This window comes from Pectinatus haikarae, assembly GCF_015732185.1.
Taxonomy (GTDB): Bacteria; Bacillota; Negativicutes; order Selenomonadales; family Selenomonadaceae; genus Pectinatus; species Pectinatus haikarae.
Genome location: NZ_WIQM01000016.1, coordinates 820,446 through 834,569 on the forward strand (window position 1 = coordinate 820,446; position 14,124 = coordinate 834,569).

At 39.5% G+C, this 14,124-nt stretch carries 11 protein-coding genes; 6 read left to right on the forward strand and 5 right to left on the reverse strand.

The annotated features are described in order from the left end of the window. Window positions 1-9: 9 nt before the first annotated feature. Window positions 10-1,050, reverse strand: coding sequence for an IS6 family transposase (locus I6758_RS14540; RefSeq protein WP_196605914.1), 1,041 nt, complete (start codon window positions 1,048-1,050; stop codon window positions 10-12). A gap of 123 nt (window positions 1,051-1,173) precedes the next feature. Between I6758_RS14540 and I6758_RS14545 the strand changes: the two genes are divergently transcribed. After that, window positions 1,174-1,479: a hypothetical protein gene (locus I6758_RS14545; protein WP_196605915.1), complete on the forward strand. Its 306-nt coding sequence runs from the start codon at window positions 1,174-1,176 to the stop codon at window positions 1,477-1,479. A 280-nt stretch (window positions 1,480-1,759) separates the two neighbouring features. Here the strand turns inward: I6758_RS14545 and I6758_RS14550 are convergent, their stop codons facing one another. From I6758_RS14550 to I6758_RS14560, 3 genes are all read right to left on the reverse strand, one after another. Continuing rightward, window positions 1,760-2,596 (reverse strand): MBL fold metallo-hydrolase, encoded by an 837-nt coding sequence (locus tag I6758_RS14550; protein ID WP_196605916.1) that lies wholly within the window; start codon window positions 2,594-2,596, stop codon window positions 1,760-1,762. Between the two features lie 119 nt (window positions 2,597-2,715). After that, on the reverse strand, window positions 2,716-3,576 hold the full coding sequence (locus I6758_RS14555) for a GyrI-like domain-containing protein (protein ID WP_196605917.1): 861 nt from the start codon (window positions 3,574-3,576) through the stop codon (window positions 2,716-2,718). A gap of 20 nt (window positions 3,577-3,596) precedes the next feature. Further along, window positions 3,597-5,126, reverse strand: a complete 1,530-nt coding sequence (locus tag I6758_RS14560) for a transposase (RefSeq protein WP_196604344.1) — start codon at window positions 5,124-5,126, stop codon at window positions 3,597-3,599. A gap of 293 nt (window positions 5,127-5,419) precedes the next feature. Between I6758_RS14560 and I6758_RS14565 the strand changes: the two genes are divergently transcribed. Both I6758_RS14565 and I6758_RS14570 read left to right on the forward strand, forming a co-directional pair. After that, on the forward strand, window positions 5,420-6,607 hold the full coding sequence (locus tag I6758_RS14565) for an efflux RND transporter periplasmic adaptor subunit (protein WP_231038692.1): 1,188 nt from the start codon (window positions 5,420-5,422) through the stop codon (window positions 6,605-6,607). A 13-nt stretch (window positions 6,608-6,620) separates the two neighbouring features. Continuing rightward, a complete protein-coding gene (locus I6758_RS14570; RefSeq protein WP_196605918.1) occupies window positions 6,621-9,755 on the forward strand; it encodes an efflux RND transporter permease subunit in 3,135 nt (1,044 codons plus the stop codon). Window positions 9,756-9,788: 33 nt separating this feature from the next. On the opposite strand, the gene I6758_RS14575 is transcribed toward I6758_RS14570, so the two are convergent. Continuing rightward, on the reverse strand, window positions 9,789-10,643 hold the full coding sequence (locus I6758_RS14575; protein WP_196605919.1) for a LysR family transcriptional regulator: 855 nt from the start codon (window positions 10,641-10,643) through the stop codon (window positions 9,789-9,791). A 166-nt stretch (window positions 10,644-10,809) separates the two neighbouring features. Here I6758_RS14575 and I6758_RS14580 point away from each other — a divergent pair, with 166 nt between their 5' ends. The 3 genes from I6758_RS14580 to I6758_RS14590 all read left to right on the forward strand — a co-directional run bounded on the left by I6758_RS14580 (window position 10,810) and on the right by I6758_RS14590 (window position 13,959). Next, on the forward strand, window positions 10,810-11,544 hold the full coding sequence (locus I6758_RS14580) for a hypothetical protein (RefSeq protein ID WP_196605920.1): 735 nt from the start codon (window positions 10,810-10,812) through the stop codon (window positions 11,542-11,544). Window positions 11,545-11,624: 80 nt separating this feature from the next. Continuing rightward, window positions 11,625-12,530 carry a LysR family transcriptional regulator gene (locus I6758_RS14585; protein WP_196605921.1) on the forward strand — a complete coding sequence of 302 codons (906 nt, stop codon included), beginning with the start codon at window positions 11,625-11,627 and terminating at the stop codon, window positions 12,528-12,530. A gap of 373 nt (window positions 12,531-12,903) precedes the next feature. Next, complete coding sequence (locus tag I6758_RS14590) at window positions 12,904-13,959, forward strand: IS30 family transposase (RefSeq protein ID WP_196603708.1); 1,056 nt, start codon at window positions 12,904-12,906, stop codon at window positions 13,957-13,959. The last annotated feature ends 165 nt before the right edge of the window (window positions 13,960-14,124 follow it).

Consider the following 14,124-nt stretch of genomic DNA (forward strand, 5'->3'; position numbering starts at 1 on the left):
CCAAATACTTCAAGCAACGAACAAAAGCTTGTGTTTACTTCTGGCAGAAAGATTGAGCCCTGCAACTTGTGCCGGAGTCAAACTGTTAAGAGCGGAATGAGGCCGGACAAAATTGTAAAAAAAGAGAAAAACCGCGATAAGGTTGTTGGCGGAATTGAAAGAAGAAAATCCCTGTTTGGTTTTATACCATGCTTTGAACTGCTTGTTAAAGCATTCGATCAGGTTGTTGGTGATATCGTCACTGAAGCTGTGGACACGGATATGTTTGGCATTCAGCACTGCTTTTACAGGAACTTTGTAGGCACTGTAACGGTCGGTTACAATGGCTCTGGGTTTGCCAAGGTGCTTAACGGAATTAAGCAAGGAAAAAGCCTGAGGACTATCCCGGTGTTTGGAAAGATGAAAGCCGAGGACAAAACGTGTTTCGCTGTCCACAATTAACCAAAGATAATATTTCATGCCACGGATTTTCACCACGGTTTCGTCCGCGTGCCATTCATCGGAGTCGAAATTGAGCGTTGGTATCAATTCAAGTGCAATGTTGTGAAACAAAGGGGCAAATTTCGTACACCAGTTGCTGATGGTGGTGTGAGAAAGCTGAATATTCATGACCGTACGCATAATAAGAGCAATATTGCGGAAAGAATTCTTGCCTAAATAAAACATTGACAATGCTGTCAGAATAACATGCATAGGATAACGCATTCGCTTGAAGTTGGTTTTTCCTGACAATTTCGACATGGAAGGTGCTGTAATAGCAGCTTGTTTTGGGACAAAAAGGGAATGACCGCATTTCTTGTCACCACATTGGTAGTTTGAATAATATTTGTGTTCATGATGAAGAAACATGGCCTTCCCGCAGATAGGGCAAATTGGGTAAGAACGTATGCGTGGCCTTCCTGATTTGCCGGTTGTATTGGCATATGGTACAAATTGATGCCCGCATACACGGCAAAGATATTTTTGGTTTGCATCTTTATCTTTGCCATAACGATAAAAGTTTTGATGGTTGTTGCATTTTGGACAGCAAATCTGATATGATTTTGTCATGAGGACTCGTCTCCTTTCGGGAGGTACAGTGTTTGTGATAAAACTATTGTACCAGAAGGGCTGACGAGTCCTCAACTTTCATTTAACTTTACAATACGTTAGGCTGCTAAGGGAGAAAAAACTATGAAACAAGACAGCTGCGTCGATATCATCAATGACCAGACAAGGCGGGCTTTGTGGGAAGTACAGAATGTGATTGAGTGTATTCCGGATGCTTTGTGGAATAAAAAGTATTGCCATATGCCAATGTGGAAGCATGTTTATCACATGATTCATTCGCTGGATTCTTGGTTTATCAATCCATATGATGAAAATTTTACGGAACCTCTGTTTCATGTTCCAGATTTAAATAATCTTGATGTAGCATCAAAAAAAATTTTGACCAGAAATGAGCTGGCAAATTATTACATCGTTATTAAAAAAAGATAACAGATTATCTGCAGCAGTTGCACGATGACGATCTGCTGAAAAAACCTGCTGGATGTGAATATACAAGATTTACACTTATTCTTGCTCAGCATAGGCATCTGCACAGCCATATGGGAATAATCATGGGATTTATTATTGATAATGCAGGTCTGTGGCCAAAAATTATTGGACTAGAACATGATATTCCTTTAGATGAAAAACACTGTAAATATTTTTAAATAAATATAATAATAGCCAAATAGTAAGGGTTCCTAAATCAATTTTTGCATTCAGTGTATATTTATACATATTCTATTGTTAGTCCCACACCGACTTCTTGTATACGAAAATTTCGGGATAATTCAATTTTTGATTGCAAATCTGTGCAATGGCAAGGCGATATATGCTGTATTTTATTTTGCTTCATATACAGACATGTTTTTTGAAGTAATTCTTCACTTGGACCAAGCAAGTGAAATCCGCCAATAATGTCAATAATTCTGGTATCATGGCAAATACTTTTTGCTTTTTCCACAATATTGCAAATACCTGAATGCGCGCACCCTGCAATAATGACTAAGCCCTTGGATGCTTTATATACCAGAGCAGAATCATCCAACAGAAAGTCATCAAAATCGCGATCTTTATTTCTGAATTTTCCAATTGGCTTTTTGTTTTCAAAATCGTTTTTTCTTTCTATTTCTCCAAGAAAAACTAAATTATTCGTAAGCCAAATTTCTGATTTGCTCAATACTAATCTGAAATATCGTTTCAAAATATCTTCTTTTATCAGTGAGCCTATTTCATTTTTGTCTTCGTATTTATCACAGAAAGCCAATGGGTGAGCGATAAGTTCAGGTTTATTGTATTTACCATGTTCTGTATAGGCATCTGCACAGTGTCGTATTAAATAAGGCAGACCACCGGTATGATCATTGTGCCCATGTGAGATAACGATTGTGCTGATATCATTTAAAGCAATATGCATTTTTTGAGCATTTTTTAAAAAAATATCAGTGTATCCGACGTCAAATAATAATTTCATATTTTCATCTTCAATATAATAAGAGACTGCCGGTTCGCCTAAAAAATAATGATCAATAAGCGTGTTGTTGTCAACGAGTACTGTTAATTTCATATTTTCACCTTTCTGATTTTGATGGCAGAGTGAGAAATTTTCAGGAAAAGTGCGGGCAGATACAAAAATATCGGGCAGATTTGATCAATTTAGAATTCATAGGGCTTCCAATGTAAAAGTTATGTTTTTATCTTTACGGCTATTCTAGTGACATAGTTGTCGGCAGTATTCATACTGATTTCATCAAGCAAAGATTCCTCATATGAAAATGCGTCGATTTTATAATGCTGGGTTTCCAAAAATTTTAAAATTTTTGCATATGCTCCATTGTAATTATTGGAATAAGAACCATGAAAATAACCAACAGCATATAATCCTGCCGGCTGAGTGAAGCGCTGTGCGCAGGCAGGAGCCGCTCCTTTAATGGAAAGGGAAGTTTTAGTAAAGCAATAGCTGTAATTTTGAAAATCTCCGGATAAAATATCTTCCTTGGCGACCATAGCGCCAAGCTGGTATCCTACATTAAGGTTATGTTGAAGACAGTAGTTTATATGCTGCTGCACTATGCGATGCTGGGTGGCTTCATCATGTTCATCATGGAAATTTTCACTTAGCAATAATTTTGAAGACGGAAGATGCTGCAGTCTGACATTGTTCATTATAAGCTGCTCCGATTCTTTGAGAAGCTGCAGCTTATTCTTTATCAAGAGGTTAAGTCTTTGTTTATGCTGAATTTCTTTTTGCAGGTATTTTCTTTGCAGCTTCAGGAGATCACGCAGATTTTCCGGGGTGCGATTATCTATATAGTCCTTAATTTCTTTTATAGACAGCCCTATTTCCCGTAAAGCCCGAATGACATAGAATATATATAATTGTCCATAGGAGTAAAAATGGTACCCATTTTTGCCAATAATATCTGGTCGAAAAATGGGGGCTGTGACAAAATGAGAAATCATTTTGTCCACAGCCTCTTTTTCTATACAATTTGAGGCAACAAGCAGGCAATTACTGAAAAAAGGGCATACAACCCCTTTCCCCATAAAAACTGCTTTTCTACAGTTTATGCGGCTTTCTTCAAGCGTAGTTTTTTATTGTGGTATTTATAAAGATTGTGCCCAATGGAAACCAGGAAAATCTCTAAACGTACCTGTTCCATGCCTTTTCGAACAATTCTTTTGTACCAGCGGTTATTTTTCATAATCCCAAAAGTACCTTCAGATTGAATCGAGCGATTCATACGAAGAAGCGCTCCTTGAATGCTTTCTAGGTTATCCACAACTTCTTGGTGTATAGAGGTTAGTTCCTGGTTAAGACGAATCGTCCTGTTTTTATCCGTCTTCTTGCACTCGGAGGCATACGGACAATCCCTGCAATTTTCACACTGGTAAACTTCTTCCTGACGTCCGTATCGATTCCCTTTTACATTTCGTCTGTATTGAAGGTGAAATGCCTGTCCGGCCGGACAGCGCAGTGTGCCTTTTTCGTCAATCTTGAAATTCACTGCCCGAAACGGATTATCTCGATACTTTGCGTCAGTAGTTTCTTTCTTGTACATAGTAAATTTCATATACTTTTCCATACCGTGTTGCTCACAGTAAATATAATTGTTGTATGAACCATATCCTGCATCAGCAACTGGATACTTTGGATAAAATCCGTAGGTATTATGAAATTTCTCCAGTAAGGGAACAAAACAATCCATGTCTGCACGGTATTGATTTACATCAGCTACAGCTATGTATTCATCTGCAATACCAAATTGAATGTTGTAGGCTGGCAGGAGCTGGTCGTTGCCCATATAATCTGTCTTGATCCGCATGAATGTCGCACAGTGATCTGTTTTGGAATAACTGTTCCGGTCTGGACCACAAATGGTTATCTTTTCAACATATTCTTTGAGTTTCGCTGTATATTCCTGAAGCCGTTCGTAATAGCGCTGCCGGGGTGTTTTTCGATGGCCTTTTCCATGGACAAATTTTGTTTCATCTATTTCATAGATTTTGGCATACCGATCCGTTACTTCACTTAGGTACTCAGGAACGTATTCGGAATTCGTATCAATTTTGATGCCAAAGCTGGCAAGATCGTCGTTGATTTCATCGAGTAATCCCGTGACTTTTTCAAAAAGTCTATATCTAGATTTTTCAGTCGCTTTCTTCCATACCCAGCTATATTTATTAGCATTTGCCTCAAATTTCGAACCGTCAATATACAGATGGCTCAAATCCACATGATCTTTGGCAAAAATTTTATTGTTGATCTCGCTGAACAATTCCTCAACCGATGGTTTGAGCATAGTTTCGATAAAATAGCCGAACGTGCGATAAGATGGAGTCTCGCGTTCCATGAGATACATAAAGCGAAGATTGACTTTACAGCTATCTTCGAGCTCACGTAGCGATATATATCCATTTGTCATAAATCCAAATAAGATTGTTTTCAACATGCTGGTCGGGTTGTATCTGATGCGTCCGGTAACGTGTTCCGGAACATTTTTCAGGTACTTCTCCAAGTCGATTCCCCCCATGAATCTGTCGAAAACCAGCACAGGATCACAAATATCCAGAAAATCCGAAATAAATAGTGGCAAAACTGCCTGTTTTGTTTTAAAATAATTGATGGTTGAATTTTTCATTAGACACGTAAAATTTTACCACAAAAAGAGGATCACCGGCTCTTTCGAGCAAGCGATCCTCTTTTGTTTTTATAGGAGTGTTATTTCACAGCCCCTCTTTTTATTTATATTGCAAATTTTAGCAAACTCGCCGGTAGATAAATATGCTTTTTGCAAAATTTTTCAGCTCCTTGTTGACTGTCCTGTTAGTGGATAGTTTATCATGAAATCTGGTTGAAAAAAAGAAATATTTCAAAGGAGAATAGAATTTGTTACTTGGAAAAATCATAAAAAATCATCGTATCTTAATTGCCTCAATATTAATTTTGGGGTTATCGGGTGTAATATTTTTTTATCATAGCAATGATAATACAATACATGCAGATGAAAAAAAAGTAAAAGTAAAAATTATGCATCCATTGCAGCAAGATATATCGCTTTCTTATAAATATGTCGGCACGGTCAAAGCAGAAGATGAGATAAAGATTCAGTCGAATATATCAGGTAAGATTAAGGAAAAGTATGTTAAAGGCGGACAATATGTTAGACAAGGCCAGGCACTTTATAAAATAGATTCCCGACAATATGAATCGGCGCTTCTTTCAGCCAGAGCTGCTTTGGAACAATCTAAGGCAATTCTTCATAATGCGGAAATAGATTTAGCGCGGGATGAAAAATTATTGGCTTCAAGTGCTGTATCTGAGCAAAAGGTGACAACGCAGCAGTCACAGGTTCGTCAAAATAATGCCGTTGTTGCAGCAAATGAAGCGCTCGTAAAAAAAGCGCAGGAAGATCTTGATGACACAGTGGTTTATGCTCCGACATCGGGGAGACTGGATCTTAAAGATGTTCCGGCGGGGACATATGCGGCAGCTGGTTCAACGACGCTTGCTACGGTAGGGACGAGCGATCCGACTAATGTGCAGTTTAATATCAGTGAAAATGAATATCTTAAAACAATTTCAGAATGGAATGATGAAGGCGAAAATAAAACGGTAAATCTTATATTGAGCAATGGAAAAGAATATCCATTGCCAGGCAGTATCTTTGCCGTTGATCGTTCACTTACAGAAAATACAGGATCTCTTACGGTTAAGGCACTCTTTCCGAATCCTGATAATGATTTACTGCCTGGGATGTTTGCACGTGTCCGGATAAGTGGCCCTGTTGTACCAAATGCAATTTTGGTACCGCAGCGTGCTGTGCAGCAGCTTCTTGATAAAGCATTTGTCAATATTGTCAATAACAATGGTGAAGCGGAGGCACGGGAAGTGAAACTTGGTGATAAAGTCGGCAGTTACTATATTATTGAAGAGGGAATAAAAGCTGAAGATCAAATTATTGTCGAAGGTCTTGTAAAGATACAGGACGGTACGAACGTCGAGGCAAGTGCGGTCACCCCGGAAGAAATGGGTTTTTCACTTACAGAAGATACAGAGACAAATATGGATTCATAAAGGGGAGATTAGCTTGTCACGATTTTTTATCAAGCGTCCTGTTTTTGCAATTGTTATAGCATTGATTATGGTTATTCTTGGAGGAATTGCAGCTATACAATTGCCTGTGGCTCAATATCCGGAAATTTCACCGCCTACGGTTACAGTGTCAACAAATTATACAGGTGCGGATGCTTCTGTCGTTAATGAAACAGTGGCACAGACAATTGAGTCTGAAATCAATGGTGTCCAGGGGATGGACTATATGAGTTCAAATTCTGACGCTTCCGGAGCATATAGTCTTGAGGTAGTGTTTAAATTGGGCACAGACGGTGATATGGATGCTGTTAAAACCCAAAATAATGTGGCGGCTGCTGATGCAAGTTTACCAGGCGAAGTACAATCTGTCGGTGTGACTACTCGAAAATCATCATCCGATATGGCATTAATGATATCGCTTTATTCACCGAAAGGCACATATGACAGTGTTTTTTTAAAGAATTATGCAGATTTATATCTTTTAGATAAAATCAAACGAGTCACGGGTGTGGGAAATGTCGCATCCTATGGTGCAGATTATGCCATGCGTGTCTGGCTTAATCCCGATAAGCTTGCAATGTACGGTTTGACTGTGGCTGATGTTACGTCGGCTATTAAAGAACAAAATATTCAAGCTCCGGCGGGTGCAATCGGTCAGATGCCGGCATCAAAGCATCAAGAAAAACAATATATCGGAAAAATAAAAGGACGTTTGAAGACGATAAAAGATTTTGAAAATGTAGTAGTGGAAGCACAGGGCGATGGATCTTTTGTTAGGCTCAAAGATGTGGCACGAATTGTGACCGGTGCCAAAGAAAATACATTTAGTGCTTATCAAAATGGGAAAGAAGCTTTTAGCTTTGGGGTTTCACTGACAAACGATGCCAATGCCATGCAGACGGTAAAGGCAGTACAGGATATTATGACAGAGGGAAAAAAACATTTTCCCCCAGGTATGGAATATAAAGAAGTCGTTGATAGTACGCGATATATTCATGCCTCTATTGAAGAGGTACTGCACACGTTTGCCGAAGCATTGGTTCTTGTCATTATTATTGTCTATCTTTTTTTACAGAGTTGGCGGGCTACACTTATCCCTGTCCTTGCAATACCAGTATCCTTAATTGCAACTCTCGCGGCATTTGTCATACTGGATTTTTCTATCAATACACTGACCTTATTTGCTATGGTACTGGCTATTGGGCTGGTTGTTGACGATGCCATAGTCGTGATAGAGAATGTCGAGCATCATATGCAGGAAGATAGGATAGGAGTGAGAGAAGCCACAGAGCGGGCTATGGATGAGGTGCAAGGCCCGGTGGTAGCGATCGCCTTTGTTCTTGCAGCTGTTTTTATTCCGGCTGCGTTCCTTGGTGGGATGATGGGAGTTTTATATAAACAATTTGCGCTGACGATTGCTATATCAATGGCTTTATCGGCGTTTGTGGCATTAACATTAACCCCTTCTTTGTGTGTCCTTCTGTTAAAAACTAGGATACAAGCAGGACAAACCAATAGGCTGGCGCGGTTTTTTGCCAAATTCAACAATGGATTCGATGCGTTGAAGCACAGTTATTTGAAACAGGTCATATGGATGATTAGCAAAACAAAATATTGTATATTGTTTCTGATTTTATTGATTATAGGGATAGGAGCTCTTTATAAAATTGTGCCGTCTACTTTCGTGCCGGATGAGGATCAGGGATATTTTATGACGGCAGTTAATTTGCCGGAGGGTACTTCGATGAATCTTACGTCAGAAACTATGCATAAGCTGGCAGATGAGATTATGGACTCTTCCGGAGTTACAGATGTCATGGAAATAATAGGTTTTGATGCATTATCCAATGGCCAAAAAGCCAATGCGGGGACGATGTTTATTTCGTTAGCACCATGGGCGGACCGAAAAGATGTGAAGCTGAAGGTGGATGCACAGGTCGCAAAAGTCAATGAAGAAGGCGCAGAAAATATTCCTGAAGCGATGGTGGTTGCTATGAATCCGCCATCTTTACCGGGACTTGGTATGATAAGCGGGTTTTCTTTGCAGCTGCAGGATATGTCAGGGCATACGGATAAAGAGCTTGACAGCATTACAAAGCAAATTATCAAGACAGCCAATCAACGACCGGAACTTCGTGAAGTTTCAACAACTTTCAGTATCAATTCACCAAATGCAGAATTTGTTATCGATCGTGATAAAGTCAAAGATCTTGGTATCAATTTGGCTGATGTATTTACAGCGGTACAGGCTAATTTTGGCGGTGTGCAGATCAATGATTTCAATCAATTTGGACATACTTATAAAGTGGTATTGCAGGCGGATAAGAATTATCGCAGCGAACTTGAAGCAGCTAAATTTATTTTTGTAAAAAATGCCGAGGGCACCATGGTACCTCTTGATACACTGCTAGAAACAAAAATCAACACAGGGGCTTCGATTATTTCGCGCTTCAACGGAGCCCGCAGTATTAATATACAGGGTTATCCAAATGATGGTTATTCGTCAGGACAGGCACTGAAAGCCATGGAAGATGTCGTACAGCAAATAGCGCCGGTCGGATTCAATATAGAATGGTCTGGTCAAAGCAGGCAGGAGAAAGCATCCGGTGACGCTGCTTTTAAAATATTGGCACTGGCATTTGTATTTGTCTTCTTGTGTCTTGCGGCACTTTATGAATCGTGGAGCATACCTTATGCGGTGCTTTTGACAGTACCAACGGGGATTTTTGGAGCATTGTTTTCGGAACTTGTGATGGCGCAGCCAAATAGTATTTATATGCAGATAGGGGTTATCATGATTATTGGTCTTGCAGCAAAAAATGCTATTTTGATTGTTGAATTTGCCAAAGTACGCGTTGACAAAGGAATAGATCCTGTCCGTGCTGCGGTCACAGCTGCTGGACTTCGCTTGCGGCCGATACTGATGACTTCATTTGCATTTATTTTTGGCTGTATGCCGTTGGCCTTGGCAGAAGGAGCTGGAGCAGGAGCGCGAAACGGAATGGGAATTGCCGTTGTTGGCGGGATGATTTTCGCAACGGCGATCGGCATTTTTTTGATTCCCGTATTGTTTATTACAGTTGAAACTATTGTTGCCAAATGGAATGTTTTTCGCCGTAATATATCGTAATATATACTGAAAAGAAAAAATAAAGACAAGATTTTAGGAAAAGAGCTGGATGAATTTTTGCAAAGAAAGATTCATCCAGCTTTTTTTGCGCCAAACAAATTTCACGGAAATATAACGATATTTTTCAGGAATTTCATGACAAAAAAGAATCTGATCGCTTGTGAAAGAATCTGCGGAATCTTTGGGAAAAAGACCGATGCCAAGCCCCGCACTGATGCTGGCAAAAAGAGCGCTCAACGAATTGAATTCTATGATCCTGGCAGGAACTAATTGTTCATCTTCCAGCCAGTTTTCTAAAATCTGCCGGTAAGAACAGCCTTGAGGAAATACTAAAAGAGGCTGCTGAAGAAGCTGTTTTGTTGAAATGTTCTTCAGCGTGTTATTTGTAATCAGGGACAGTTCTTCATCCCTGACAATGACAGAGGATAATTTTTCATGCCTTGTTGCTCCGGCAACAAAGGCACCATCAATAGTATGCTCCAGAAGTTTAGCAAGAGAACGTTTTGATATATCTGTATTTATTGTCAAAGCGATCTCAGGATTAGCTTGATGATATTTGATAAGAATATCCGGTACAAACGTGACAGCAGCCGACTCCATGGTACTGATAGAAAGCGTCTGCTTAGTTGTGTCTGTGGAATGCATAGCATTTTCAGTATCGTAGGAAAGTTGGAGAAGTTTATCTGCGTATGCCAATAAAAGCTCGCCTTTTTCTGTTAATGTTACACCTTGGGATGTGCGATGAAAAAGTTTAACGGCAAACTCTTTTTCTAAATTTTTAATTTTTGTGGAGAGATTGGATTGAGCATAGTTTAATTTTTGTGAGGCACGAAGGAAACTCCCCTCATGGGAAACTGCAGAAAAATATTTTAAGACTTGTAAGTCCATCTTGCAAAACCGCCTTTTATAATATATATTGTATTTAGATATATTTATATATCATTATTATATATAATAATGATGATTTGTAAAGACAGAGCAGAAAAGTTTAAAATATCAATTCTTGATGGACAAAATAATAGCATAATGAATTGTGCAAAGGGGCGCGCATGTTATGAAAAATGATTTTTATGTTGCAAGCTGTGTATTTACTGAAGAAGAACCTGCGTTGAGTAAAAAAGTACAGACCTATGTAAAAGATAAATTTGCTATATCATCTATTCGTTGCTGTACGGCCAACTATAAAGTAAAAGAATTTACAGAAAAAATGCCGCAATGGTATCAAGCTGAATGGCAGTCTATACCTCATTTCTTAGAATATGCGTCGGCAGGTACAATGATATCGATTTGCCATAATTGTTCTGCTGTTTTTGAAGAACGTTATCCTGAAATCAAACGGTTATCAATATGGGAACTGATTTTACAGGATAAGAGTTTTCCTTATCCGAATTATCACGGAGAAAAAATGACAATACAAGATTGCTGGCGGTCAAAAGAAAATAAAGCAGAGCAGGATGCTGTGCGGGCGCTTATGCGGCACATGAACATAAATATTGTTGAGCTGGATGAAAATTACAGTCAAACAAAATTTTGTGGATACTCTCTTTATCAGCCGCAGCCGCCGAGAAATCCCAAATTGGCGCCTAAACGCTTCTTAGCGGGAGCAAAGGGATTGTTTCAGGAGCATACAGCAGAAGAAAAGAAACAGATCATGGAAGTATATTGTTCCCAAATCACCACAGAGAAAGCAGTGGCATATTGTCATTACTGTATCCGCGGATTGAATTTAGGGGGAAAATATGGGATTCATCTGGCACGACTGCTTTTTGAGCCGGAATTGATCTGCTGATTTTTTAATAAATATAATATTCTATTGACTTATAGTGTGATCCAGGTCGTATACTGAATATGACATGGAGGTGGATTTTGTTGATAAAGCAGATAAAATATTTTCAAGCAGTTGTACGCTGTCAGAATTTTACAGAGGCGGCAGAAGAATGCTATATTTCCCAGTCGGCGATCTCTCAGCAAATTCAAGCATTAGAGAGAGAGCTCGGCGTGAAACTTTTGGAACGGAAAAAACGTAAATTCTTTTTGACACCGGCAGGAGAGTTTTTTTATAAGAAGAGTTTAGTGCTGGTGAATGATTTTGATCATCTTTGGGCGGAGACGATTCAAATTGCGAAAGGTGCGGTACATGATCTTGCAATCGGCTATTTGAAATATTATCGGGGAAATGAGCTGCGGCAGTCAATAGCGGAATTTCGGGTTAAATATCCGGAAGTAGCTTTGCAGACACTGGATGGTGCGCATGAGGAGCTCTATGAATTTTTACGTACAGGAAAGGCCGATATAGTGATCAGCGATCTTCGCCGCACACCTTCTAATCAATATGTGAATTATTATCTGACTAAAAAAAAATTTTATGCGGAGCTTGCGGTACAAAATTCTCTTGCCGAATTAGCAGTGGTTACTATGGCAGATTTAAAAAATTTGCCATGCATCATTGTTTCTTCTAAAGAAGAGGAAGCACATGAAGAATCCTTTTATCGGGAATATATAGGTGTTAAAAGTGATTTTGTTTTTGCGGATAGTTTGGAGGAAGCGCATTTAATGGTGGTGTCGGGAAAAGGATTTATGCCGCTTGAGTTCATTCAAGAGCCGACAGATAAAGAATTGGTGGTCCGTCATATTCCTATCATTTGGAATGGAAAGCCGGTGTGCCGCGAATACTATGCATTTTGGCGGGTGGATGCAGTGAAAAATTATATGGAAAATTTCGCGGTTCTTTTGAAAAAAAATTTCTTGGCAGAGGCATGCAATAAAGCTTTCTAAAATTATAGAGATGCGCTGATAGAAAGACTTGCCGCGGCAGGTCTTTTTCTTTTGTGACAAAATAGATAAGTTTTTCTTATGGATAATATGCAAAATCCGAATTGTTCCAAATCATTGGAAGGCATAAAATAGAAGAGTATTAAGACTTCTGCAAGAATTTGGGTGTGTAGGTGAATATAAGCAGATCCTCCGCATGATTGCACGGGGGCGGGGGTAATTGTCAAAAGGCGAATTAAAAGGATATACAAAATTTTTAAGGTTTGGTTGATTGTAAAATGAAAATGAACAGTTAGCAAAAAGTCCACAGTGACTTTTCTTTAAATGGTAAAATGGAGTTCTCACAGCACCATTAACCAAAGAGGAGACAATCACTATGGACTGCCATAATTATATCACAGTATTCCCTGAACGAAAACGTGGTCAGCATTTGGGACGGGAAGAACGCGGAGCGATCCAGCAACTAAACAAGCAAGGATACTCTCTGCGGGCAATCGCCCGAGAAATCAATTGTTCGCCAAGTACTATCATGTATGAATTGCGCCGCGGTACACCGCTGCGCAAAAGCCATAGAGGACGTACACCGGAGTACAGCGCCAAACGAGGTCTTGCAGTATATGAAATGAATCGAATGAAGTGCAAAAGGCCGCATTATATCACACATTGCTCAGATTTTGTTAAGTGGGTGGTTGCGCAAGTTAGGGCAAAAAAGTGGTCGTTAGACGCTTGCGTCGGTCATGCGCGCCTGCACCAGCTCTTTGCTGATAAAGAAATGGTATGCACGAAGACCCTATATAACGAAATGGCTGCTGGTAATTTGCCGCTATCGCTGTTCGAGCTGCCTGAAATTCTAAAGCGAAAGCAAAACAAAAAAGGAACCCGAAAGCATAAACGTCTGAAAGGTCGCAGCATTGACGAACGTCCTGACATCGTAGATTTACGCACGGAATTCGGCCATTGGGAAGCTGACACGGTGATTGGCAGAAAAAAAGGCAGAGAAGCTGCTGTTTTAACTCTGATTGAGCGTGTTACAAACAATTACCTGGCTATTCGCATTCCTGGTAAAAACAGTGAGTCTGTCATGGCTGCGATGAAAGAACTACACGCTGAATATGGTGAGCGTTTCAGTTCTGTTTTCAAAACCATTACAACCGATAATGGCTCTGAATTCGAGGAATTTTCCAAGATTGAAGCCTGGGGTTCCAGTGTTTATTATGCACATCCTTACTCCTCTTGGGAGCGACCAGTAAATGAACGGCACAACGGCTTCTTGCGTCAATATATTCCAAAGGGCGTTTCGATTGAGAAATATACTTATGAAGATATATTACATTTTGCCGATGAATTGAATAGCCGTCCGCGCAAGCGACTTGCCTACCAGACACCGGAAGAATTGTTCGACGCTTTTCTCGATAAACTTTATATTGCCTGAGATCATCGGCATTTTACCAAAGTGTTCAATTTGCTATTGCAATTTACGATTTTTAAGGTTTTTCTATTTTTGTTTTTAAAAATGCTTGCAATGGAGTTAACTCCAAGTGATACGATAAATTTATACACAGTAAAATCAAAGAATTTATAAAAACAGGGGGTATTA